The sequence below is a fragment of the Arthrobacter sp. AOP29-A2-19 genome, from assembly GCF_058138025.1.
The window spans coordinates 1,117,284-1,139,263 of sequence record NZ_CM176894.1 but is presented as its reverse complement, the minus strand read 5'-3'; the positions used below and the strand labels follow the sequence as shown (position 1 = coordinate 1,139,263).

The window sequence follows — 21,980 nt, the reverse complement described above, 5'->3', positions numbered from 1 at the left end:
TTGTCTACTTGCCTTCCAAAGCTGTCAGGCCGGGCAGTTCCTTGCCTTCGAGATACTCGAGGCTGGCACCGCCGCCCGTGGAAATGTGGCCGAAGTCGTCGTCGCGGAAACCCAGCGTGCGCACGGCCGCGGCGGAGTCGCCGCCGCCGACGACGCTGAAGGCCTCCGAATCGGCCAGGGCCTGGGCGACGGCGCGGGTACCGCCGGAGAAGGCCTCGATCTCGAACACGCCCATGGGACCGTTCCAGAACACCGTGTTGGCCGAGCGGATGTAGCTGGCGAAGGCCTCGCCGGACTCCGGACCGATGTCCAGGCCGAGGCCGGTCGAACCGAACCTGCCGCCCTCGATGTTGTCCGCGGCGAGGACCTCGTGCTCCGCGTCGGCCCCGAACTTGGAGGCCACCACGATGTCTGTGGGCAGGATGATGTCGCAGCCGATTTCCTTGGCGCGCGAGAGGTAGCCGCGCACCGTGTCCAGCTGGTCGGCCTCAAGCAGGCTAGCCCCGACCTTGTGCCCCTGCGCCTGCAGGAACGTGAAGGCCATGCCGCCGCCGATCAGCAGCTGGTCTGCGCGGCCGAGCAGCTTGTCGATCACGGCGAGCTTGTCTGACACCTTGGAGCCGCCCAGCACCACTAAGTAGGGCCGCTTGGGACCCTCGGTAAGGGTCTTGAGGACCTCGACCTCGGTCCGCACCAGGTCGCCCTGGTAGGAGGGAAGGACGGCCGCGATGTCGTAGACCGAGGCGTGCTTGCGGTGGACGGCACCGAACGCGTCGTCCACGTACGCGCCGTTGCCACCCGTCAGCGCCTTGAGCTCCGAGGCGAAGGCGCCGCGCTCGGCGTCGTCCTTGCTGGTTTCGCGGACGTCGAACCGAACGTTTTCGAGGACCAGCACCTGGCCGTCCTCCAAGGCGCCCGCCAACGAGCGCGCGCTCTCGCCCACAACGTCCTCCGCCACCGATACGGGGAAGTCCGCGAGCTCGCGGAGCCTCTCCGCCGCCGGAGCAATCGCGAACTTGGGGTCCGGGGAGCCCTTCGGGCGGCCGAGGTGGGCCATCACGATAACGCGGGCACCAGCGTCGGCCAATTTGGAGAGGACCGGGAGGGACGCGCGGACGCGGCCGTCGTCGGTGACGGTGGAACCGTCGAGCGGCACGTTCAGGTCGCTACGGACCAGAACGTGCCGCCCACGGACACCATCGGCGAGCAGATCGTCGAGAGTGCGAGAAGTCATGCGCCTAGGCTATCCGAAACCCGGACCTACGCCAGCTTGCCGCCGACATACTCCGTCAGGTCGACCAGTCGGGAGCTGTAGCCCCACTCGTTGTCGTACCACGCCAGCACCTTGACCGTGCTGCCGATGACCTTCGTCAGCGGCGCGTCGAAGATCGCCGACGACGGGTCGGTCTGGATGTCCGTGGAGACGATGGGGTCCTCGTTGTACTTGAGGAAGCCCTTCAGCGGGCCCTCCTCGGACGCCTTCTTGAAGGCCGCGTTGATCTCCTCCACCGTGGTCTCGCGGGCGAGCGTGACGGTGAGGTCGGTCGCGGAGCCGGTCGGAACCGGGACGCGCATGGCGTAGCCGTCGAGCTTGCCCTTGAGCTCCGGGAGCACCAGGCCGATCGCCTTGGCCGCGCCCGTGGAAGTGGGGACCATGTTCAGCGCCGCGGCGCGGGCACGCCGCTGATCCTTGTGCGGCGCGTCCTGCAGGTTCTGGTCCGCCGTGTAGGCGTGGATGGTGGTCATCAGGCCGTCCACGATGCCGAACTGGTCGTTGAGGACCTTGGCCACCGGCCCCAGGCAATTGGTGGTGCACGACGCGTTGGAGATGATGTGGTGCTTCTCCGGGTCGTACTTGTCGTGGTTGACGCCCATAACGATCGTCAGGTCCTCGTCCGATGCGGGGGCCGAGATGATGACCTTCTTGGCCCCGCCCTGGATGTGGCGCTGGGCGTCGGCGGCCTTGGTGAAGAAGCCGGTGGATTCGATGACGACGTCCACACCCAAGTCGCCCCAACCGAGCTGGGCGGGATCCTTCTGGGACAGGACCTTGATGCGCTGTCCTCCGACGACGAGGTGGTCGGATTCGACGACGACGTCGCGGTCCAGGCGGCCGAGCACCGAGTCGTACTTCAGCAGCATGGCCAGGTCGTCGATGGAGCCGAGGTCGTTGACGGCGACGATTTCAATGTCCGCCGTCTGGGCGAGGCTTGCGCGCAGGAAATTGCGTCCGATGCGTCCGAAGCCGTTGATGCCAACACGAGTAGTCACGTGATTTTTCTCCTTGCCGGAATGTAAGCCACCGCGGTGGTCCCGGAAAGGGATCGACGCGGAGTGGCCATGGAAGAGGTGGACACTCCGTTGTGTCGTCGGCGTAGCGCCGACCGGATCCGCAGGCTCCCGGTCCGGGGATAACCGGACGCGGGGCCCGCGGGATCCGTTGCATTTATCCTACGTCATGTGACGCGGAAGTGTGACGTGCGTTACGCCCCGGGGACGACGAGGGCCGTGGCGCCGGCGCGCGCGGCCTCGAAGCGCTTGGTGACATCGGCCCAGTTGACGATGTTCCAGAAAGCCTTGACGTAGTCGGCCTTGACGTTCACGTAGTCGAGGTAGAAGGCGTGCTCCCACATGTCCAGCATCAGCAGCGGGATAGTGCCGACCGGGACGTTGCCCTGCTGGTCGTACAGCTGCTCGATGACGAGGTTTCCGCCGAGTGGCTCGTACGCCAGAAGCGCCCAGCCGGAGCCCTGCAGGCTCAGCGCGGCCGCGCCGAAGTGGCCGCGGAACGCGTCGAAGGAACCGAAGTACTCGTCGATGGCGGAGGCCAGCTCGCCCTCGGGCTTGTCCCCGCCCTCGGGGGAAAGGTTCTGCCAGAAGATGGAGTGGTTGGTGTGTCCGCCCAGGTGGAAGGCCAGGTCCTTGGAGAGCTTCGGCACGTTGCCGAACTCGCCCTTCTCGCGGGCCTCCGCAAGCTGCTCCAGCGCGGTGTTGGCGCCGGCCACGTAGGTGGCGTGGTGCTTGCTGTGGTGCAGCTCCATGATGCGGGCGGAAATGTTCGGTTCCAGGGCTGCGTAGTCGTACGGCAGCTCCGGGAGGGTGTACTTCGACATGTGTCTCCTCCATTTGTTGTGCACCCCGGCGAATGGGGGCGCCTGCTGGTATTGCATCCCGAGCCACGTGGGGCATCGGAAACCTACTGGGCCAGACTAGCCGTCCAACATGTCTGCGGTAACGCTGTCCTCGGTGCCCGGTATTCCCAGCTCGATCGCTTTTTTGTCCGCCATGGCCAGCAGCCGGCGGATGCGTCCGGCGATCGCGTCCTTGGTCATGGGCGGATCCGCCAGGCGTCCCAGCTCGTCCAGGCTGGCCTGCTTGTGCGCCACGCGCAGGGCGCCGGCGTACTGCAGGTGGTCCGGGACGTCGTCGCCCAGGATCTCCAGGGCCCGCTCCACCCGGGCGCCGGCCGCGACCGCGGCCTGGGCGGAGCGCCGGAGGTTGGCGTCGTCGAAGTTGGCGAGCCGGTTCGCCGTCGCGCGGACCTCCTTGCGCATGCGGCGCTCCTCCCAGACCATCAGCGCGTCGTGCGCGCCCATGCGGGTCAACAGGGCGGCGATGCTGTCGCCGTCGCGGATCACCACGCGGTCCACGCCGCGCACCTCGCGGGCCTTGGCGACCAGTCCGAGTCGCCGGGCGGCCCCCACGAGCGCCAAGGCCGCCTCCGGGCCGGGGCAGGTCACCTCCATGGCGGAGGACCGTCCCGGCTCGGTCAGCGAGCCGTGGGCGAGGAACGCGCCCCTCCACACGGCCTCGGCGTCCGCCGTCGAACCGTTGACGATCGCGGAGGGCAACCCGCGCACGGGCCTCCCCCGCCCGTCGAGAAGGCCGGTCTGCCGGGCCAGGGACTCGCCGTCGCGCACCACCCTCACCACGTAGCGGTTACCTCGACGCAGGCCCCCACCGGAGACCACGATGATCTCCGCGGTATGGCCGTACACCTCGGCGATGGACTGGCGGAGGCGCCGGGCGGTCGAGGCCAGGTCCACCTCGGCCTCGATGACGATTCGGCCCGAAATGATGTGCAGCCCACCCGCGAACCGAAGGGTCGCGGAAACCTCCGCCTTGCGTTCCGAGGACTTCTTGACGTCCAGCCGGGACAGCTCGTCCTTGACCGAGGCTGTCAGTGCCATGTCTTGTGTTCCTCACTGCTGGGGTCGTTGGGATCGAACGACGTAAAGACGTCCTGATAGGCCGTGGCCAGCCGCAGCGGATCGTGCACCGCACGTCCCGCCGCGACGCCTACTTTACCGAAGAAGCACCGGGCGCCGAGCCCGGAGGCGGCCTCACGGAACCTTTCGACGCCGTCGATCGACGATGGATCGGCGATCACGGCGTCGATCCGCAGGTCAGGGGCGTATCGGGCGATGACGTTCAAATGGTCGGCCGCGTCCATGCCCACGGTCTCCTTGGTGTCGGTGGCCAGATTCATGGTCAGCAGGCGCCTGGCCGGGGTGGCTTCGATCGCCTCGCGCATTTGCGGAAGCAGCAGATGCGGCAGGACGGAGGTGTACCAGGACCCCGGACCCAGCACCACCCAGTCCGCCAGTTCGATCGCCGACAGTGCCTCGGGACAGGCGGGCGCGTCCTCGGGCTCCAGCCGGACGTTGCTGACCATGCCGCTGTTTCCGGCGACGGCCAGCTTCGCCTGCCCGGAGACCCGCCGGCGCATCAGGGTCTCCCCCTCGCCCTGGCCGAGGACCTCGCCGGAGATCGTGAGCGGTATGGTGCTCATCGGCAGCACCTGGCCGCGGGCGCCGAGGAGCGCCCCCGCCCACCTCAGGCCCGCCACCGGATCGCCCAGCAGTTCCCAGAGGGTGACGATGAGGAGGTTGCCGAGGGCATGGTTGTCCAGCGTCCCGGCCGTGCCCGGTTTCGACGTGAAGCGGTGCTGCATCACGTCGCGCCAGGTGCGTCCCCAGTCGGTGTCGTCGCACAGGGCCGCCAGGGCCATCCGCAGGTCGCCGGGCGGCAGGACGTCCAGTTCCTCGCGCAGGCGCCCCGAGGAGCCGCCGTCGTCCGCCACGGTGACGATCGCCGTGATGTCCGTGGTGAGGCGCCGGAGCGCCGCCAGGGAGGCGGCCAGCCCGTGGCCGCCACCGAGGGCGGCGACGCGAACCGGCCCTCGGCCCTCGCCCGAGGGCTTTGGCGGGACCAGCGGTACTTGGCCCGAAAGGAAAGCCATGTCCGGCTACTCCCGGCCCAGGTCGCGGTGGTTGACCGTGACATTGACGCTGGGCAACTGGCGCAGCCTGCGGGCGATCTCCTCGCTGACGGCGACGGAGCGGTGCTTGCCGCCAGTGCAGCCGACCGCGATGGTCGCGTAGTGCTTGTTCTCCCGGCGGTAGCCGTCCACGACGGGCTCCAGCGCCGCGATGTAGCGGTCGATGAACTCGGCGGTGCCCTTGGCCTCCAGCACGTAGTCGCTGACCACGGACTCGAGCCCCGTGTGCGGGCGGAGCTCGGGCACCCAGTGCGGGTTCGGGATAAAGCGGACGTCGGCGACGAAGTTGGCGTCGGCGGGAAGCCCGTACTTGAAGCCGAAGCTCATGACGTTCAGGCGCAGGACGATGGGCCCGGATTCGGAGAAGAGTTCGGTGATCGCCGTTGCCAGCGCATGGACGTTCATCGGCGTGGTGTCCAGCACGATCTCGGCGGCGCTCTTGAGTTCGCGCAGGACCTCGCGCTCGGCGGCAATGCCGTCCAGGATCCGCCCGGATCCCTGAAGCGGGTGCGGGCGGCGCCCCTGCTCGAAGCGGCGCACCAGCAGGTCGTCGCTGGCCTCCAGGAAGAGCACGCGGTAGTTGATTCCCGCCGCGCGCAGTTGGGCCAGGTTTTCGCGCAACGCCGGGAACAATGACTTGCTGCGCACGTCCATCACCACGGCGAGCTTCGGGAGCGAGCCCGGCACCCGGGCGACCAGCTCCGTGAGCGTCCCGAGCAGCTGGGGCGGCAGGTTTTCGACGACGTACCAGCCGTGGTCCTCCAGCGCGTGCGCCGCCGTGGTGCGCCCTGCTCCAGACATCCCGGTGACGATCAGCAATTCGGATTCGACGGGTTTGACCGGTGCAAGCTCGCTACTCATGTCACTCAGTCTAGGCGAGGGCACGTCCCGCCCCGGCGGGACGGGGCTAGTCGAGCAGCTCGCCGGTGGCGGTGTTGACCGCCGGTTCGGGGGTGTCCTCTTCCCCGGCCGGACCGCCGGCGTCCGTCGCCAGCGCCGCGACCAGCTGCCGCGCCATGGCGGGACCGATGCCCGGGACGGCGAGGAAGGCCTCCTCGTCGGCGGCCCGCATGCGCTTCAGCGACCCGAAGTGCTTCAGGACCGCCTTCCGCTTGGAGGGTCCCAGGCCGGGAACGTCGTCCAGGATGGAGGTGATCATCGACGTGGAGCGCTTCTGGCGGTGGAAGGTGATGGCGAAGCGGTGCGCCTCGTCGCGGATCCGCTGGAGCAGGTACAGGCCGTGCGAGGCGCGCGGCAGGACCACGGGGAACTCGTCGTCGGGCAGCCAGAGCTCCTCGAGCCGCTTCGCGAGTCCCACGACGTAGATGTCGTCGATGCCGAGGTCCTCGAGCGCTTGGACCGCCGCGGAGACCTGCGGCGGACCGCCGTCGACCACCACCAGCGACGGCGGGTAGGCGAACTTGCGCACGGGCGCCTTCGCGGCGTCGTCCTGGATGTCGATCTGGCCGCTGATGGAGGGCGCAATGTGCGTCTGGTCCTCCAGGTAGTGCCGGAAGCGCCTCGTGATGACGTCGTACATGGCGGAAGTGTCGTCGCGGGCCGCGTCTCCCGTGACCGAGAACTTCCGGTAGTCCGACTTCTTCGGAAGCCCGTCCTCCACCACGACCATGGACGCCACGACATTGGTGCCCTGGACGTGCGAGATGTCGTAGCACTCGATGCGCAGCAGGGGCACGGGGAGTCCCAGCGCCTCCTGCAGTTCCTGGAGCGCGGCGCTTCGCGTGCTGATGTCGCCCGCACGCCGCGACTTGTGGAGGCGCAGCGCCTGTTCCGCGTTCTCGCGCACCGTCTCCATCAGCGCCGCCTTCTCGCCGCGGCGGGGAACACGAAGGTTCACCGCGGCCCCCCGGAGCCCACGCAGCCATTCGGCCACTTGCGCGGCATCCTCCGGCTCCGTGGGCACCAGGACCTCGCGCGGGAGCCGGTCGGCGTCGGCGTTCTCTCCGTAGACCTGCTGCAGCATGTGCTCCACGAACTCGGCCTCGGTGGTGTCCTCGACCTTCTCCACCACCCAGCCGCGCTGCCCCCGGATGCGGCCGTTGCGCACGTGGAAGACCTGCACGGCCGCCTCGAGTTCGTCCTCGGCGATGGCGAAGATGTCCGCCTCGGTGTCCTCCGAGAGCACCACGGCGTTGCGCTCGAAGACGCGGCGGAGGGCGGCGATGTCGTCCCGCAGGCGAGCCGCCTTCTCGTATTCGAGTTCGGCGACGGCACCGGCCATCTCCTTCTCCAGCTGGCGGATGAAGCGCGTGCCCTCCCCGCCCATAAACTGGCACAGCTCGTCGGCGAGTTTGCGGTGGTCCTCGGGGCTGATTCGTCCCACGCAGGGGGCCGAGCACTTGTCTATATAGCCCAGCAGGCACGGGCGGCCCGACTGCTGGGCGCGGCGCAGCACACCGGCGCTGCAGGTGCGGACGGGGAAGACCCGCAGCAGGGTGTCGAGGGTCTCGCGGATGGCCTTGGCCGGGTAGAACGGGCCGAAGTACTTGACGTCCTTCCGGCGGTCCCCGCGCATGACCTGCGCGCGCGGGAACTTCTCGCCCAACGTGACGGCCAGGTAGGGGTAGGACTTGTCGTCGCGGAAGACGATGTTGAAGCGTGGAGCGAACTCCTTGATCCAGGTGTATTCGAGTTGCAGGGCCTCGAGCTCGCTGCCGACGACCGTCCATTCGACGCTGGCGGCGGTGTGGACCATCGCGTGCGTCTTGGGCAGCAGGCCGGCGGGGTTGGCAAAGTAGGAGTTCAGCCGCGAGCGGAGGTTTTTCGCCTTGCCGACGTAGATGACCCTGCCGTGGGGGTCGCGGAACCTGTAGACGCCGGGACCGGTGGGTATCTCACCGGCGCTGGGCCGGTAGGTGGAGGGATCGGCCATAAAACAACGCTACCCCGCGGCCGGGGCCTGGTTGTAACCGTCCGAACGTTCCTGCCCCGTGAGCTCGGCGATCGCGTCCACGATTCGGTCGGTGGCGTGCCGGCGCTCCGGGAGCGGGTGTTTTGGGCCGACGTGGTCGAACTGCAGCGGCGCGCCCACCTTGAGCGTGAAGTGGTGCGGGGTCACGGTCCTGCTGCCGGCGGGCTGGAGCCGCTCGGTGCCGATGAGGCCCACGGGAAGCACCGGCGCGCCGGTGGAGAGGGCCAGCCAGCCGACTCCGGTGCGCCCCCGGTACAGCCGTCCGTCGCGGGACCTGGTGCCCTCAGGGTAGATCCCCACGCCCTCGCGGGACTCCAGGATCTCTACGAGCGAATCAAGGGCGGCGACGGAGGCCGCCTGCTCGCCGCGGTGGACGGGGATGGAGCCCACGGATTCGAAGAACGCCTTCATCAGGCGGCCCTTGACCCCCGGGGTCGTGAAGTATTCGGCCTTGGCGAAGAACGCCACGGGGCGCGGCATCAGGGCCTGGATGATGATGCTGTCCAGGAAGGACAGGTGGTTGGACGCCACGATGAAGGGCCCCTCGCGGGGGACGTGCTCCAGCCCGGTGACGGTGGGCCGGCACGTGGCCGTGATGGTTCCGCGGAAGGTCGCGCGGACGCCGTCGTAGAACCCCATGGCTAGGCGACCCGCCCGTCCTGCGGGGCGGCGACGGAGGCGGACGCCACCGGCGCCAGGCCCGACGGCGCCAGGCCCAGCTCGGCGCGCAGCTCGGCCGCGGTATCGACGACGGACGCCGCGCCGGCCTCCTCGAGTTCGCCCTCGGGGGCGTAACCCCAGGACACGCCGATGCACGGCATGCCGTTGGCCGCCGCTCCGGCGACGTCGTAGTGCCGGTCGCCGACCATGACCGTCTCGGCGGGGTCCGAGCCAAGGCCCGCCAGGGCCTCCGCCACGATGTGCTCCTTGCCGTGGCCGGAGCGGGGGGCGATTTCGTTGGGGGTTGCGCCGTGGACGGCGTCGAATGCGTCCAAGAGCCCCTGAACCTCAAGGAGCCGCACCGCGATATTGATGGGCTTCGACGTCGCCACGGCGAGCCGGACGCCCTCGGCGCGGAGGTCGCGAAGGAGCTCGGCGATCCCCGGGTACACCCGGCTGGACGCCATGCCGTGGGCGGCATACTCGGCGCGGTAGGCGGCAATGACCAGCGGGAGCTTCTCCTCGGTCATGCCGGGGAGCTCCATCAGGCTGAGCGCCAGCGGGGGCCCAACGAGGGCGTCGAGCCGCTCGGTGCCGGGGTCCGGGATGCCGTGCCCCACCAACGCCGCTCTGATGCCCCCGGTGATCGCACCGGCCGGGTCGACGAGGGTGCCGTCGAGATCGAACAACACGGCGCGCACACGATTTATCACCGGGTCATTGTTGCACGAACCCGGCGTTTGGCCGGGTGCCCATGCCGTTCGAAGGATATTTTGCCCTCGTTCCCCCCAACGACCGGCACCCACCCGCCGCCGACTCCCCGGCGCGCCGAGCCTAGCCGAGCAGTTCGGCCAGGAACCGTCCCGTGTGGCTTTCCGCCACCTTGGCGACCTGCTCCGGGGTTCCCGTGGCGATGACCTGCCCGCCGCCGGATCCGCCCTCCGGGCCAAGATCCACGAGCCAGTCCGCGCTCTTGATGACATCGAGGTTGTGCTCGATCGTAATCACGGTGTTTCCCTTGTCCACCAGCCCCTGCAGCACCAAAAGCAGCTTACGGATGTCCTCGAAGTGCAGCCCGGTGGTGGGCTCGTCGAGAACGTAGACGCTCCGGCCGTTGGAGCGCTTCTGGAGTTCCGAGGCGAGCTTCACGCGCTGCGCCTCGCCGCCGGAGAGCGTGGTGGCCGGCTGTCCGAGGCGGACGTAGCCGAGGCCGACGTCGACGAGGGTGTTCAGGTGCCGCGCGATGGGAGAGAACGCGGCGAAGAACTCCGCGCCCTCCTCGATGGGCATGTTCAGCACGTCGGCGATCGTCTTGCCCTTGTAGTGGACCTCGAGCGTCTCCCGGTTGTAGCGCGCCCCGTGGCACACCTCGCACGGCACGTAGACGTCCGGCAGGAAGTTCATCTCGATCTTCAGCGTGCCGTCGCCGGAGCAGGCCTCGCAGCGCCCGCCCTTGACGTTGAAGGAGAAGCGGCCGGGGAGGTAGCCGCGGACCTTGGCCTCGTTGGTCTCGGCAAAGAGCTTGCGGACGTGGTCGAACACGCCCGTGTACGTGGCGGGGTTGGAGCGCGGCGTGCGCCCAATGGGGCTCTGGTCCACGTGGATGACCTTGTCCAAGTGCTCGAGGCCCTCGACGCGCGTGTGCCTCCCGGCCACCTGCTTGGCCCCGTTGAGCTTGTTGGCCAGGACCTTGTAGAGGATGTCGTTGATCAGTGTCGACTTGCCCGAGCCGCTGACTCCGGTCACGGCCGTCATCACACCGAGCGGAATCAGCGCCGACACGTCCCGCAGGTTGTTCTCCCGGGCGCCCACGACCTTGAGTTGGCGCTTCTTGTCGATTTTCCGGCGCCTGGCGGGCAGCTCGATCGACTTCCTCCCGGAAAGATAGTCGCCCGTCAGCGACTCGGTGTTGGCCAGCAGTCCCTCCAGGGAACCGGAATGGACCACCTTGCCGCCGTGCTCCCCGGCGCCCGGGCCGATGTCCACGATCCAGTCGGCCTGGTGGATGGTGTCCTCGTCGTGCTCGACGACGATCAGGGTGTTGCCCAGGTCTCGCAGCCGGTTGAGCGTCTCTATGAGGCGCCGGTTGTCCCGCTGGTGGAGGCCGATCGACGGCTCGTCCAGCACGTACAGGACACCAACGAGCCCGGAGCCGATCTGCGTTGCCAGGCGGATACGTTGCGCCTCGCCGCCGGACAGGGTGCCCGCCGCGCGTTCCAGGTTCAGGTACTCCAGCCCCACGTCGAGCAGGAAGCGCAGACGCGCCTGGATCTCGATCAGGACCTGGTGCGCGATCTGTGCCTCGCGGCCGGACAAGGTCAGGTCGCCGAGGAACTCCGAGCATTCGCGCAGGGGCATCGCCGAGACGGCGGAGATCGACTTGCCGTTGATCAGCACCGAGAGCGACGCCGGGTTGAGCCGGGCGCCGTTGCATTCCGGGCACGGCACCTGGCGCATGTACTCCTCGTAGCGGTCCCGGGCGTTGTCCGATTCCGTTTCCTGGTGCTTGCGGTGGATGTACTGCACGACCCCTTCGAAGCCTGTGCTGTACTTGCGCTCCCGGCCGAAGCGGTTCTTGTACTGGACAACGACCTTGTGGTCCTTGCCGTGCAGGACGGCCTGCTTGACGGCCTCCGGCAGCTTGGCCCAGGGGGTTGCCATGGAGAACTTCAGTTCCTTCGCCAGGCCGGCGAGCAGGCGGTTCCAGTAGTCGGTGGTGGCCGTGCCCAGCGACCACGGCGCGATGGCGCCGTCCTGGAGGGACTTGGCGGGATCGGGAATGACCAGCTCGCCGTCGACCTCGAGGCGCGTACCGATACCCGTGCAGGCGGGGCAGGCGCCGAAGGGGTTGTTGAAGGAGAACGACCGCGGCTCGATCTCGTCGATGGCGAGCGGGTGCTCGTTGGGGCAGGCGAGGTTCTCGGAGAACGCGCGGAGCCGACCGTCGTCGTCCGGGTCGAGGTCCACGAAGTCGGCGAGGACGCGGCCGTCCGCGATGCCGAGCGCCGTCTCGATGGAGTCGGTGAGCCTCTGCCGGATGCCGTCCTTGATGACGAGCCGGTCCACGACGACCTCGATGGTGTGCTTGAACTGCTTGCCGAGCTTCGGCGGCTCGGACAGCTGGATCGTTTCGCCGTCGACGCGGGCACGGGAGTAGCCCTTGGCCGCGAGCTCCTTGAAAAGGTCGACGAACTCGCCCTTGCGCCCCCGCACGACCGGGGCGAGGATCTGGAAACGGGTCCCGTCCTCGAGCTCCAGCAACTGGTCCACGATCTGCTGCGGCGTCTGGCGCATCACCGGCTCGCCGCAGACCGGGCAGTAGGGACGCCCCACGCGCGCCCAGAGCAGGCGCATGTAGTCGTAGATCTCCGTGATCGTCCCGACGGTCGACCGGGGGTTCTTGCTGGTCGACTTCTGGTCGATCGAGACGGCCGGCGAGAGGCCTTCGATGAAGTCCACGTCCGGCTTGTCAACCTGCCCGAGGAACTGGCGGGCGTAGGCGGACAGCGACTCCACGTAGCGGCGCTGCCCCTCAGCGAAGATGGTGTCGAAAGCCAGGGAGGATTTGCCCGATCCCGACAGGCCCGTGAAGACGATCATTGCGTCGCGGGGAAGGTCGAGGTCCACGTTGCGCAGGTTGTGTTCGCGCGCGCCCTTGACGATCAGCCTGGACTGGTCGCGGGGTAGCTGAACTCCGGATTCGGCGGACAATACATCGGTGCTCTCAGAAATGGCCACCATCAAATACTAGTCGAAAACGTCTTCGAATTCTCGTTCGAACGCCATGCGCCGAGGGGAACGCCGCCCTCGCCGCCCCGCTCCCCTAGCGCCCGCGGAACGCCGCCCGGACGAAGCCGAGGGCCGCCTCCTCACCCACGCCCCAGCGCGCCGCCTCCGCCGCGAAAGCCGCCGCCGCCTCGCCAAGGTGGCGCCCGGCGTCGTCCCCGGAGGCCTCGACCACGGTGCCGTTCCGCCCACGCGTGGACACCGCCCCGGCCTGTTCCAGCTCCCGGTACGCGCGCGCCACCGTGTTCACCGCCACACCCAGGCGTTCGGCGAGCGCCCTCACGGGCGTCAGCCGGGTCCCGGGGACGAGCCGCCCGTCCGCGACGGCGTCGAGGATCTGCCGCCGGATCTGCTCGAAGGGATTGGTGGGGTCCCCGTGGTCCACCGAGATGAAGCCCAGCACGCCGTCGTCCATGGTTCCTCCCGCGGGCGCACCTCGCCCTGTGCCGCCAGCCTAGCGCCCGGGACGCCCGTCCTCACGGGTTACGCCAAGGCGCGGCGCGCTCATAGGCTGGCACCATGGACAACAACACCTCGCTCCTCCACGACCTCGCCGAAGTCACTATCCGCCGCGCGTCGGTCTCCGAGATGGACAACAACGTCTATCTGGTGACCTCCAAGGCCACGGGCGCCCAGGTGCTCATCGACGCCGCGGACGACGTCGAAGCGATCCGGACGCTGTTGGCGGACGCCGCCGCCGACAGCCCGAACCCGACGCGGCTGGCCCTCATCGCCACCACGCACCGCCACTGGGACCACGTGCGGGCCCTGAGGCAACTCGCGGAGGAGACGGGCGTGCCGACGGCGGCCGGAGCGGACGATGCCGATGCCATCCGCGCCGACACCGGCGTGGACATCAATGTGGTTCTGGACAATGGAGACGTCGGCCACTTCGGGGGCTTCGACCTCAAGGCCGTGCACCTGCGCGGACACACCCCCGGTTCCGTCGCCTACGTCTACGACGACCCCCAGGGACCGGCGCACATCTTCAGCGGGGATTCGTTGTTCCCCGGCGGGGTCGGAAACACGCAGCAGGATCCGGAGCGGTTCGCCTCGCTCCTCGCTGACGTCGAGGAGCGGCTGTTCGGCGAATACCCCGACGAGGCACTGGTGCATCCGGGGCATGGCCGCGGCACAACGTTGGGTCACGAGCGCCCACAGCTTCCGGTCTGGCGCGAGCGCGGCTGGTAGGCGCGCCGGGCGCCTGGTCACCCCTTGCGGCCCACCAGAAAGATCCTTCGGAAGGGAAACGCCGTCAGCGGCACGTCGTCGGTCCCGGCGAAGGCGGGGTAGGCCCTCCGCACCGCAAGCGCGTATTCGCGTTCGAACTTCGCGACCTCCCCGGTGTCCAGCGCGGCCAGTACAGGGCGCAACGCCGTGCCCCTGACCCATTCGAGGACCGGGTCCTCTCCCGGGAGGATCTGCAGATAGGTGGTCTCCCAAACGTCCGCGTCGAAACCGTGGCCCGTCAGGAGCCGCAGATAGTCCGCCGGCTCGGCAACGTTGTCCCCCGCACGCAGGATGCCCCCCAGGCGGTCCGCCCACCGTTCCGAGTCCGCAAGGCCACGCATGATCGCGTGGGACGGGGCCGAGAAGTTGCCCGGCACCTGCGCCGCGAACCATGCGCCGGGCCGAAGGGCCTCGAGCCAGCCGGCGACGACCTTCGTATGGTCGGGCAGCCACTGGAGCATGGCGTTGGTCACCAGAACGTCGACGTCCTCGCCGGGGATCCACGCGGCGGCGTCGGCCTGGGCAAATGCGAGGTTGGCGCGCTTGTGCCCGCGCCGGGCCGCCTCCACCATCTCCGGCGACGAGTCCAGGCCCACCACCCGCGCCGCCGGCCAGCGGTCGGCGAGCGCCGCGGTCAGCGGGCCGGGGCCGCAGCCCATGTCGACGACGAGCCCCGGGTCCTCCGCGGCGACACGACCTGTCAGGTCGAAGAAGGGGCGGTCCCGGTGGTCGGCGAACTCCGTGTACTTGGCTGGATCCCAATTCATGGATTCAGCCTAGGCTTCCCGAAGGGGGCGCCCATCGCCCGGGACCCGCCGACAAGGACGGCGGGTCGTTCCGTCCCAGGTCACATCGACCACACGCCGGTCCTGCGGCTTCCCCGTCCAAGCGCCCGATCGAGGACATGGGCTGCGGCAACACCAACGGCATAGGCGCCCAAGTCCGCCGCGCCGAACGTGGTGCCGAGGACAAGTCGAATCGGCGGCCAGGCCTGACCCAACCCGGCGGGAACACCCGTGAGCTGGAACAACTCGATCGTCAGGCAGGCCACGGCGGCGATGGCCGCGGCCCGCAGCCGCGGCCCGCTCGGATCGAGGAACGCGACGACGAGGTAGATCAAGACGGCGTACAGGGCATCGCCGACGGGGCCTGCCCACGCGCCGTCACCGAGTGCGCGAACTCCGAGCCCCAGGGCGACGGTCGCCAGTCCGGCGACAAGCAGTGCGGCCCGCCTTCTTCCCTGGCGCCGGGCTTCGGCTGGACTTCCCGTGGCGGTAGAGCGCTCGTGTTCACCGTTCATGCCGCGAGTCTAGGCGCGTGCGCCCCGGTGTTCGGAGACGGGCAGGCGGCTGCGGCTGCGTTGACCAGGGTTTTCCCGGAGGGCCAGCAACACAATCAACTGGATTTGTAGTGATTCTTCGCACACTGACACAAATCCACAAGAAACGTAGACTTCTTGGCGTATCCGTCGCCACCACGCCGACAACAGTCGTTGGGGTGAGCGCCCGCCGGGAAGCGAGATCCGCCCCGCGGGACGTCGCGGCCTCTGTCCGCCCGGAGCTCAAGAGCTTCGGGAGAACACCGACCCGAAGGACCGTCATGGAAGCACACACCATCAACGACTCGAGCGCGGCGCCCCCCGGGCGCGCCCCGTTCCCCTTCCGCGCAAATCCGCGGCACGATCTTCCCGCCTCAATCGTCGTTTTCCTCGTGGCGCTTCCCCTGTCCCTGGGCATCGCCGTCGCGTCGGGCGCCCCCGTCATGGCCGGACTGATAGCCGCGGCCGTGGGCGGCATCGTCGCGGGCAGCCTCGGTGGATCACCCCTTCAGGTCAGCGGACCCGCGGCGGGCCTGACCGTCATCGTCGCCGGACTGATCGAGCAGTTCGGCTGGCAGGCCACCTGCGCGATCACGGTGGCCGCCGGCGTCGTCCAAATTCTGCTGGGCGTCAGCCGGGTCGGCCGCGCGGCGTTGGCGATCTCCCCCGTCGTTGTGCATGCCATGCTCGCGGGCATCGGTCTCACGATCGTGCTGCAGCAACTCCACGTGGTGCTGGGCTCCGAGCCCGGCAGCAACGCGCTAGACAACATAGTCTCGCTCCCCGCCAGCGTTGCCGCCATGAACCCCCGCGCGCTCATTCTCGGGGTGGCCGTCGTGGCCATCCTCCTGCTCTGGAAGAGGCTCCCGCGCAAGCTCAGGAGCCTCCCCGGCCAGCTCGCCGCCGTCGTCCTCGCGACGGCGCTCTCCCTCGTGTGGGGCGACTCGATCGAACGCATCGCGCTGGACGGCTCGCTGCTGGAGGCCGTCGCCGCCCCGGTGCTGCCCGAGGGAAACTTGGGCGCCATCGGCATAGGCGTCGTCACGATGGCCCTGATCGCCAGCGTCGAGTCCCTGCTCTCGGCCGTGGCGGTCGACAAGATGCAGTCCGGCCCGCGAACCAACTTCAACCGCGAACTCTTCGGCCAGGGCGCGGCCAACGTCACCTCCGGCATGCTGGGCGGGCTGCCCGTCACGGGAGTGATCGTCCGCAGCGCCACCAACGTCGAGGCCGGGGCGCGGACCCGGTCCTCGGCCATCCTGCACGGCGTATGGATCCTGCTCTTCTCCGTCTTCCTCGCCCCCGTCATCATGATGGTTCCGCAGTCCGTCCTCGCCGGCCTGCTGGTCGTGATCGGGGTGCAGCTGGTCAAGTTCGCCCACATCAAGACCGCCCTCCGCACCGGCGACTTTCTGGTCTACGCCGTAACGGTCGCGCTGGTGGTGTTCGCCAACCTGCTCGAAGGCGTGCTCGTCGGCCTGGCACTGGCCGTGCTGCTGGTTCTGGTGCGGGTGGTTCGCAGTTCCATCCATGCCGAAAGCACGGGCGACGACCGCGGGCGCCCCACCTGGAAGGTCGTCATCGAAGGCTCCTGCAGCTTCCTGACCCTTCCAAGGCTCAACCGAACGCTCTACTCGATTCCGGCGGGCGCGCGCGTCACCGTGAACATCGAGGCGGACTTCATCGACCTGTCCGTCTTCGAAGCCGTCGGTGCCTGGCGCGCCCAGCACGAGGCCACGGGAGGCGAGGTCGCCGTGGAGGACCACGGCACCTTCCCGCTGGGAGACGCCGCCGACGGCGCGCCGAAGCGCTGGATCTCGCGTTCGTCGCTCAGCAGCGGGCTGGCCCCGTGGAAGCGCTGGCAGCGGGACGCGGCGCCGTCCGACGCCGTTCCGGCGATCGACGACGCCGCGGCTCCGGACACCCTGCCGGTCCTGCTCGGGGTGCAGAACTACCACGCCCGCAACGCGGCGCTGGTGCGCCGCGACACGGAGCCCCTGGCACAGGGACAGGATCCGACGACGCTCTTCCTCACGTGCGTGGATTCCCGCGTGGTGCCGAACGTCATCACCTCCAGCGGCCCCGGCGACCTGTTCACCGTGCGCAACGTCGGGAACGCCGTGGACCGCGCCGGTGGCGACCTGTCCTTCGAGGCCGCCCTGGAGTTCGCAGTCGAAAAGCTGAACGTCAGCACAATCACGGTGTGCGGCCACTCGAACTGCGGCGCCATGCAGGCGTTGCTGGCCACAGACCCGTCCGCGGAGCACAACGGCGGCGGTCAGCCGGTCGGCGAGTGGCTCGGCGGGATGCGCGAAAGCCGGCTGGCCCTGGCGGGCGACCATCCGGCGGGCCGGGACGCCGCCGACGCGGGCTACCGCGAGGTGGACCAACTGGCCGTGGTCAACGTCGCCGTGCAACTCGAGACGCTCGCCGACCACCCCCGCCTGCGGAGGCGCGTCCAGGACGGATCGCTGAGCCTGGTGGGGTTGTTCTACGACCTCTCCACCGCGGGCGTTCTCCACGTCTCCGCCGCGGGCATCCGGCGGCTGGACCCCGTGCACTAAAAACGCGTGCACCAGGAACCGTGCGTTGGAGGCCCGGCCGCTGAACGCCGAAGGGACGGTCGGCGAGCGCTGCCCGCCGACCGTCCCTTCGGCGTTGCGGGCGGCCCGGGCGGCGGCCCGACCCCGTGCCCCCGCCGGCGACTAGGCTGGTAGGCACCATGAGACTCACCGAACTGCTGCCCGATTCCCCGCCGCGCGGGGCCACCGCCGAATCCACCTACGCCTCCTTCATCCAGTGGGTGGAGGACCGCGGGATCGGGTTGTACCCCGCGCAGGACGAGGCCGTCATGGAGATCGTGGAGGGCAACAACGTCATCCTGGCCACCCCCACGGGGTCCGGGAAGTCGCTGGTGGCCGTCGCGGCGCACTTCCACGCGCTGGCGCGGGGCGAGCGCAGCTACTACACGGCGCCGATCAAGGCCCTGGTCTCGGAGAAGTTCTTCGCCCTGTGCGAGATCTTCGGCGCCGAGAACGTCGGAATGGTCACCGGGGACTCCTCGGTCAACCCCGACGCGCCCATCATCTGCTGCACCGCGGAAATCCTCGCCAACATCGCGCTCCGGCAGGGTTCCTCCGCCGATCTCGGGCCCGTGGTCATGGACGAGTTCCACTTCTATGCGGACCCGCAGCGCGGGTGGGCCTGGCAGGTGCCCCTGTTGGAGCTGCCGCAGGCCCAGTTCCTGCTTATGTCCGCCACCCTGGGAGACGTCACCCGCTTCGAGGACGAGCTCACGCTGCGCACAGGCCGCCACACCACCACGGTCGCCCACGCCGAACGCCCCATCCCCCTGCACTACTACTACTCGCAGGACCCGGTGCAGGAGGCCATGGAGGAGCTGATCACCACGCGGCAGACGCCCGTCTACGTGGTGCACTTCAGCCAGATCGAGGCGATCGACCGGGCGCAGAGCCTGACGAGCATCAACGTCTGCACGCGCGAGGAGAAGGACAGGATCGCCGAGCTGATCGCCGGATTCCGCTTCTCGGCCGGCTTCGGCAAGACCCTCAACCGGCTGGTCCGCCACGGCATCGGCGTCCACCACGCCGGAATGTTGCCCAAATACCGGCGCCTCGTGGAGCAGCTGGCCCAGGCCGGGCTCCTCAAGGTCATCTGCGGCACGGACACCTTGGGGGTCGGCATCAACGTGCCCATCCGCACCGTGATGCTCACGGCCCTCTCCAAGTACGACGGCGTGCGCACCCGCCCCCTGAACGCCCGCGAGTTCCACCAGATCGCGGGCCGCGCCGGGCGCGCCGGTTTCGACACGTCGGGCACCGTCGTTGTTCAGGCCCCCGAGTTCGCCATCGAGAACAAGAAGTCCATGGACAAGGCCGTCGCCAAGTTCGGAGACGACCAGAAGAAGCTCCGCCAGGTGGTGAAGAAGAAGCCGCCCCAGGGTTTTGTGTCCTGGAGCGAAAAGACCTTCGACAAGATGGTCGCCAGCGTTCCGGACCCGCTCTCCTCCAGCTTCGCGGTGACCCACTCCATGCTCCTGAACCTCCTGGAGCGCCCGGGCGACAGTTTCGCCGCGGCGCGCCGCCTCCTGACCGAGAACCACGAGCCGCCGGCCCGCCAGCGCGACCTGATGCGCCGCGCGCTCGGCATTCTGCGCGAGCTGCTGGCCACCGGAGTCGTCGAGCGCCTGGACACGCCGGACGAGCACGGGAACCGCCTGCAACTCACCATCCACCTCCAGCAGAACTTCGCCCTGAACCAGCCGCTCTCGCCCTTCGCCATGGCCAGCCTGGAGCTGCTGGACCGCGAGTCCGCGACCTATGCGCTCGACGTCGTGTCCGTCATCGAGGCCACGCTGGAAAAGCCGCGGCAGGTGCTCTCCGGACAGGAGAAGAAGGCCCGCGGCGAGGCCGTGGCCGCCATGAAGGCCGAGGGCATGGAATACGAGGCCCGCATGGCCGCCCTCGACGAGGTGACCTACGCCCGGCCGCTCGCGGAACTGCTGGGAGAGGCCTTCGAGACCTACCGGCGCGGGGCGCCCTGGCTCGGGGACTTCGAGCTGGCCCCGAAGTCCGTGGTCCGGGACATGTACGAGCGCGCCATGTCCTTCGCGGAGTACGTGCAGTTCTACTCGCTGGCCCGCAGCGAAGGAATCCTGCTCCGCTACCTCACGGACGCCTACAAGGCCCTGCGGCAGACGGTGCCGCAGGATCTCCTGCGCGAGGACCTGCAGGATCTGATCGTCTGGCTCGGCGAGATGGTTCGCCAGATCGACTCGAGCCTGCTGGACGAGTGGGAGAAGCTCGCCAACGGCGAGGCCCCAGCCGACGCCTCGGAGGACATCGTACCGCCGCAGCCGGACCGCCTGACCTCGAACGAGCGGGCATTCCGCGTGATGGTGCGCAACGAGATGTTCCGCCGCGTCAGGCTCTTCGCCGACGAGCAGGACGTGGCGCTCGGCGAACTCGACGGGCACAACGGGTTCGACGCCGACGCCTGGGCCGGCGCCATGGACGACTACTTCAACGAGCACAACGACATCGACGACGGTCCGGAGGCGCGGGGTCCGCAGCTGCTGATAATCACCCCGGCCAGGGACCGCTGGAACGTGCGCCAGATCTTCAAGGATCCGGCGGGGCACAACGACTGGGGCATCGACGCCCACGTCGACCTGGCCGCCTCGGACGAGGCCGGATCCGCCGTCGTCACCGTCACCAACGTTGGCCGGCTGGGCTAGCCGGCTTCGTCGGCGTCCGGCCCGCCCGGCTGGAACCGCACCGGTCCGGCCACAAACCCGAACGATTCGCCGGGATCGTACGATCGGCCGTGGACGACGGACTGTCCGTCCCCGCCGCCGTGTCCCATCTGTCCGCCGCCGTCCGGGGTGTCGCCGCCGAGCAGGCTTCGCGTGAGAGCGGCGCCGTCGGCCATCAGCTCGCCGACGGCGGCCAGCAGGTGCCCGTCGGTCGGATCGACACCCTCGATGGCGGCGGCCAGGACGGCGCGGCGGACAAGCTCCTTCGCGAAAGACGCCGTCGTACCGTCCGTGCCCTCCGCGGCGCGCTCCAGCGCCTCCCCGCTGAAGCCGATCCCCCGCCCGTAGCGCTCCAGCAGGCCGCGGCGCGCCGTGGCGTCGGGACGCGGGATCTCCACCGCGAGGTCCACACGGCCCGGCCGCTGGGCCAGCGCCCGTTCCAACATGTCCACGCGGTTGGTCGTCAGGACGAACGCGACGTCGGCGTCGCGGTCCAGGCCGTCCATTGCGTCGAGGACCTCGAACAGCAGCGGCTGCGGGCCGTGCCCGAAGCTGCGGTCCTCAGCCACGAGGTCGCAGTCCTCGAGAACGACGACGGCGGGCTGCAGGGCCCGCGCCATGCGCGCCGCCTCCGACACCAGGGCCAGCGACCCGCCGGAGAGCAGGATCGCCGTCGTCCCCTCCGAGCGCGACAGCAGGTAGCGCACCGTATGCGTCTTGCCGGTGCCGGGCGGACCGTAGAGCAGGACACCGCGCTTGAGGTGCTGTCCGCGGCTCAGCAGTTCCTCCCGGTGCCGCCCCAGGTCCAGGACGTGCGCCTCCACCCGGGCCAGTACGCCGGAGGGCAGGACCACATCCCCGGCCACGAGCTGGGGGCGCCGGTGGAAGGTCACGCCCGCGTTCGTTGCCTCGTACTCGTTGGCCGTGAAGGAGACGACGTGCCCGCGGAAGATGCTCTGGGACCGCAGCCCGTCGCGGAACCAGCCGGTGAAGGCGTCCACCGCGTCGGGCTCGGTTCCCACGATTTCCAGCGAGCCGGACGGGCGGCCATACTGCGGGGACGCGCCCCGGAGCAGCGCGGCCATGGGCCTTCCCTGCAGGTGCACCAGGAACAGACCGCAGACGACGATGCGCCGCTGTTCGTCGGGGCCAACCGCCACCGAGGCAAAGTCCGGCTCCCCCACGGGGAAGGAATGGAGTCTGCGCTCGCGCAGCATGTCCGCCAGGGACATGTGGTGGCGAGCCTCGCCGCCCAAGCCGACGACCCGTCCGCCCGCCTCCGAGGCAAGCCGCTCCAGCAAGAGCGACGCGTCCGCCAGCCGGTGCGCCCCGAACTCCTCGTTCACGACGGGCAGGGCGGCCCCGTCCACGCCAACGTGGGAGAGCACCGCGTCCCACAGCTGCTCGCCCTCGTGACGCGCCTCCCTGGCCCCCTGCGCGGCCTCGGCAAGCGCGGCAAAATCGGTCAGGAACTTCGCCAGGTCATCCCCCATGCCGC

17 protein-coding genes are annotated in these 21,980 nt (G+C 69.2%); 3 read left to right on the top strand and 14 right to left on the bottom strand.

What is annotated here, in order from left to right; all coding sequences use genetic code 11:
• Positions 1–4: 4 nt before the first annotated feature.
• From AC3ZJJ_RS05125 to AC3ZJJ_RS05075, 11 genes are all read right to left on the bottom strand, one after another.
• Positions 5–1,234: a phosphoglycerate kinase gene (locus AC3ZJJ_RS05125; protein WP_489894174.1), complete on the bottom strand. Its 1,230-nt coding sequence runs from the start codon at positions 1,232–1,234 to the stop codon at positions 5–7.
• A 26-nt stretch (positions 1,235–1,260) separates the two neighbouring features.
• Positions 1,261–2,271 (bottom strand): type I glyceraldehyde-3-phosphate dehydrogenase, encoded by a 1,011-nt coding sequence (gene gap, locus AC3ZJJ_RS05120; RefSeq protein ID WP_489894173.1) that lies wholly within the window; start codon positions 2,269–2,271, stop codon positions 1,261–1,263.
• 212 nt (positions 2,272–2,483) lie between these two features.
• On the bottom strand, positions 2,484–3,113 hold the full coding sequence (locus AC3ZJJ_RS05115) for a superoxide dismutase (RefSeq protein WP_489894172.1): 630 nt from the start codon (positions 3,111–3,113) through the stop codon (positions 2,484–2,486).
• 96 nt (positions 3,114–3,209) lie between these two features.
• Entirely contained in the window at positions 3,210–4,190 is a 981-nt protein-coding gene (whiA, locus tag AC3ZJJ_RS05110) for a DNA-binding protein WhiA (RefSeq protein WP_489894171.1), read from the bottom strand.
• Positions 4,181–5,242, bottom strand: a complete 1,062-nt coding sequence (locus AC3ZJJ_RS05105) for a gluconeogenesis factor YvcK family protein (protein ID WP_489894170.1) — start codon at positions 5,240–5,242, stop codon at positions 4,181–4,183. The genes whiA and AC3ZJJ_RS05105 overlap by 10 nt, the downstream gene beginning before the upstream one ends.
• Positions 5,243–5,248: 6 nt before the next feature.
• Positions 5,249–6,142 (bottom strand): RNase adapter RapZ, encoded by an 894-nt coding sequence (gene rapZ, locus AC3ZJJ_RS05100; protein ID WP_489894169.1) that lies wholly within the window; start codon positions 6,140–6,142, stop codon positions 5,249–5,251.
• A gap of 46 nt (positions 6,143–6,188) precedes the next feature.
• Positions 6,189–8,174, bottom strand: coding sequence for an excinuclease ABC subunit UvrC (gene uvrC, locus AC3ZJJ_RS05095; protein ID WP_489894168.1), 1,986 nt, complete (start codon positions 8,172–8,174; stop codon positions 6,189–6,191).
• Between the two features lie 9 nt (positions 8,175–8,183).
• The gene (locus AC3ZJJ_RS05090; RefSeq protein WP_489894167.1) at positions 8,184–8,852 is read right to left on the bottom strand and encodes a lysophospholipid acyltransferase family protein; all 669 of its coding nucleotides are present in this window, start codon (positions 8,850–8,852) and stop codon (positions 8,184–8,186) included.
• Positions 8,853–8,854: 2 nt separating this feature from the next.
• Positions 8,855–9,586, bottom strand: a complete 732-nt coding sequence (locus AC3ZJJ_RS05085; protein WP_489894166.1) for an HAD hydrolase-like protein — start codon at positions 9,584–9,586, stop codon at positions 8,855–8,857.
• A gap of 121 nt (positions 9,587–9,707) precedes the next feature.
• Positions 9,708–12,617 carry an excinuclease ABC subunit UvrA gene (gene uvrA, locus AC3ZJJ_RS05080; protein ID WP_489894165.1) on the bottom strand — a complete coding sequence of 970 codons (2,910 nt, stop codon included), beginning with the start codon at positions 12,615–12,617 and terminating at the stop codon, positions 9,708–9,710.
• Between the two features lie 79 nt (positions 12,618–12,696).
• Entirely contained in the window at positions 12,697–13,074 is a 378-nt protein-coding gene (locus AC3ZJJ_RS05075; protein WP_489894164.1) for a GntR family transcriptional regulator, read from the bottom strand.
• A gap of 104 nt (positions 13,075–13,178) precedes the next feature.
• On the opposite strand from AC3ZJJ_RS05075, the gene AC3ZJJ_RS05070 reads away from it, so the two are divergent.
• Positions 13,179–13,850, top strand: coding sequence for an MBL fold metallo-hydrolase (locus AC3ZJJ_RS05070; protein WP_489894163.1), 672 nt, complete (start codon positions 13,179–13,181; stop codon positions 13,848–13,850).
• Positions 13,851–13,867: 17 nt separating this feature from the next.
• Here AC3ZJJ_RS05070 and AC3ZJJ_RS05065 read toward each other — a convergent pair whose 3' ends face one another.
• Complete coding sequence (locus tag AC3ZJJ_RS05065) at positions 13,868–14,656, bottom strand: trans-aconitate 2-methyltransferase (protein ID WP_489894162.1); 789 nt, start codon at positions 14,654–14,656, stop codon at positions 13,868–13,870.
• Between the two features lie 80 nt (positions 14,657–14,736).
• The gene (locus AC3ZJJ_RS05060; RefSeq protein ID WP_489894161.1) at positions 14,737–15,189 is read right to left on the bottom strand and encodes a ribosomal maturation YjgA family protein; all 453 of its coding nucleotides are present in this window, start codon (positions 15,187–15,189) and stop codon (positions 14,737–14,739) included.
• 299 nt (positions 15,190–15,488) lie between these two features.
• On the opposite strand from AC3ZJJ_RS05060, the gene AC3ZJJ_RS05055 reads away from it, so the two are divergent.
• On the top strand, positions 15,489–17,771 hold the full coding sequence (locus AC3ZJJ_RS05055) for a SulP family inorganic anion transporter (RefSeq protein ID WP_489894160.1): 2,283 nt from the start codon (positions 15,489–15,491) through the stop codon (positions 17,769–17,771).
• 158 nt (positions 17,772–17,929) lie between these two features.
• A complete protein-coding gene (locus tag AC3ZJJ_RS05050) occupies positions 17,930–20,464 on the top strand; it encodes a DEAD/DEAH box helicase (protein ID WP_489894159.1) in 2,535 nt (844 codons plus the stop codon).
• Here the strand turns inward: AC3ZJJ_RS05050 and AC3ZJJ_RS05045 are convergent.
• Positions 20,461–21,975 (bottom strand): AAA family ATPase, encoded by a 1,515-nt coding sequence (locus AC3ZJJ_RS05045; protein ID WP_489894158.1) that lies wholly within the window; start codon positions 21,973–21,975, stop codon positions 20,461–20,463. The two genes, AC3ZJJ_RS05050 and AC3ZJJ_RS05045, sit on opposite strands and share 4 nt — an antisense overlap.
• Between the last annotated feature and the right edge of the window lie 5 nt (positions 21,976–21,980).

Bases quoted from the DNA above. Each gene is read 5' to 3' on its own strand.
- AC3ZJJ_RS05125 (WP_489894174.1), bottom strand. From the start codon at position 1,234: ATGACTTCTCGCACTCTCGACGATCTGCTCGCCGATGGTGTCCGTGGG.
- AC3ZJJ_RS05115 (WP_489894172.1), bottom strand. From the start codon at position 3,113: ATGTCGAAGTACACCCTCCCGGAGCTGCCGTACGACTACGCAGCCCTG.
- whiA (WP_489894171.1), bottom strand. From the start codon at position 4,190: ATGGCACTGACAGCCTCGGTCAAGGACGAGCTGTCCCGGCTGGACGTC.
- AC3ZJJ_RS05105 (WP_489894170.1), bottom strand. From the start codon at position 5,242: ATGGCTTTCCTTTCGGGCCAAGTACCGCTGGTCCCGCCAAAGCCCTCG.
- rapZ (WP_489894169.1), bottom strand. From the start codon at position 6,142: ATGAGTAGCGAGCTTGCACCGGTCAAACCCGTCGAATCCGAATTGCTG.
- uvrC (WP_489894168.1), bottom strand. From the start codon at position 8,174: ATGGCCGATCCCTCCACCTACCGGCCCAGCGCCGGTGAGATACCCACC.
- AC3ZJJ_RS05090 (WP_489894167.1), bottom strand. From the start codon at position 8,852: ATGGGGTTCTACGACGGCGTCCGCGCGACCTTCCGCGGAACCATCACG.
- AC3ZJJ_RS05075 (WP_489894164.1), bottom strand. From the start codon at position 13,074: ATGGACGACGGCGTGCTGGGCTTCATCTCGGTGGACCACGGGGACCCC.
- AC3ZJJ_RS05070 (WP_489894163.1), top strand. From the start codon at position 13,179: ATGGACAACAACACCTCGCTCCTCCACGACCTCGCCGAAGTCACTATC.
- AC3ZJJ_RS05065 (WP_489894162.1), bottom strand. From the start codon at position 14,656: ATGAATTGGGATCCAGCCAAGTACACGGAGTTCGCCGACCACCGGGAC.
- AC3ZJJ_RS05060 (WP_489894161.1), bottom strand. From the start codon at position 15,189: ATGAACGGTGAACACGAGCGCTCTACCGCCACGGGAAGTCCAGCCGAA.
- AC3ZJJ_RS05055 (WP_489894160.1), top strand. From the start codon at position 15,489: ATGGAAGCACACACCATCAACGACTCGAGCGCGGCGCCCCCCGGGCGC.
- AC3ZJJ_RS05050 (WP_489894159.1), top strand. From the start codon at position 17,930: ATGAGACTCACCGAACTGCTGCCCGATTCCCCGCCGCGCGGGGCCACC.
- AC3ZJJ_RS05045 (WP_489894158.1), bottom strand. From the start codon at position 21,975: ATGGGGGATGACCTGGCGAAGTTCCTGACCGATTTTGCCGCGCTTGCC.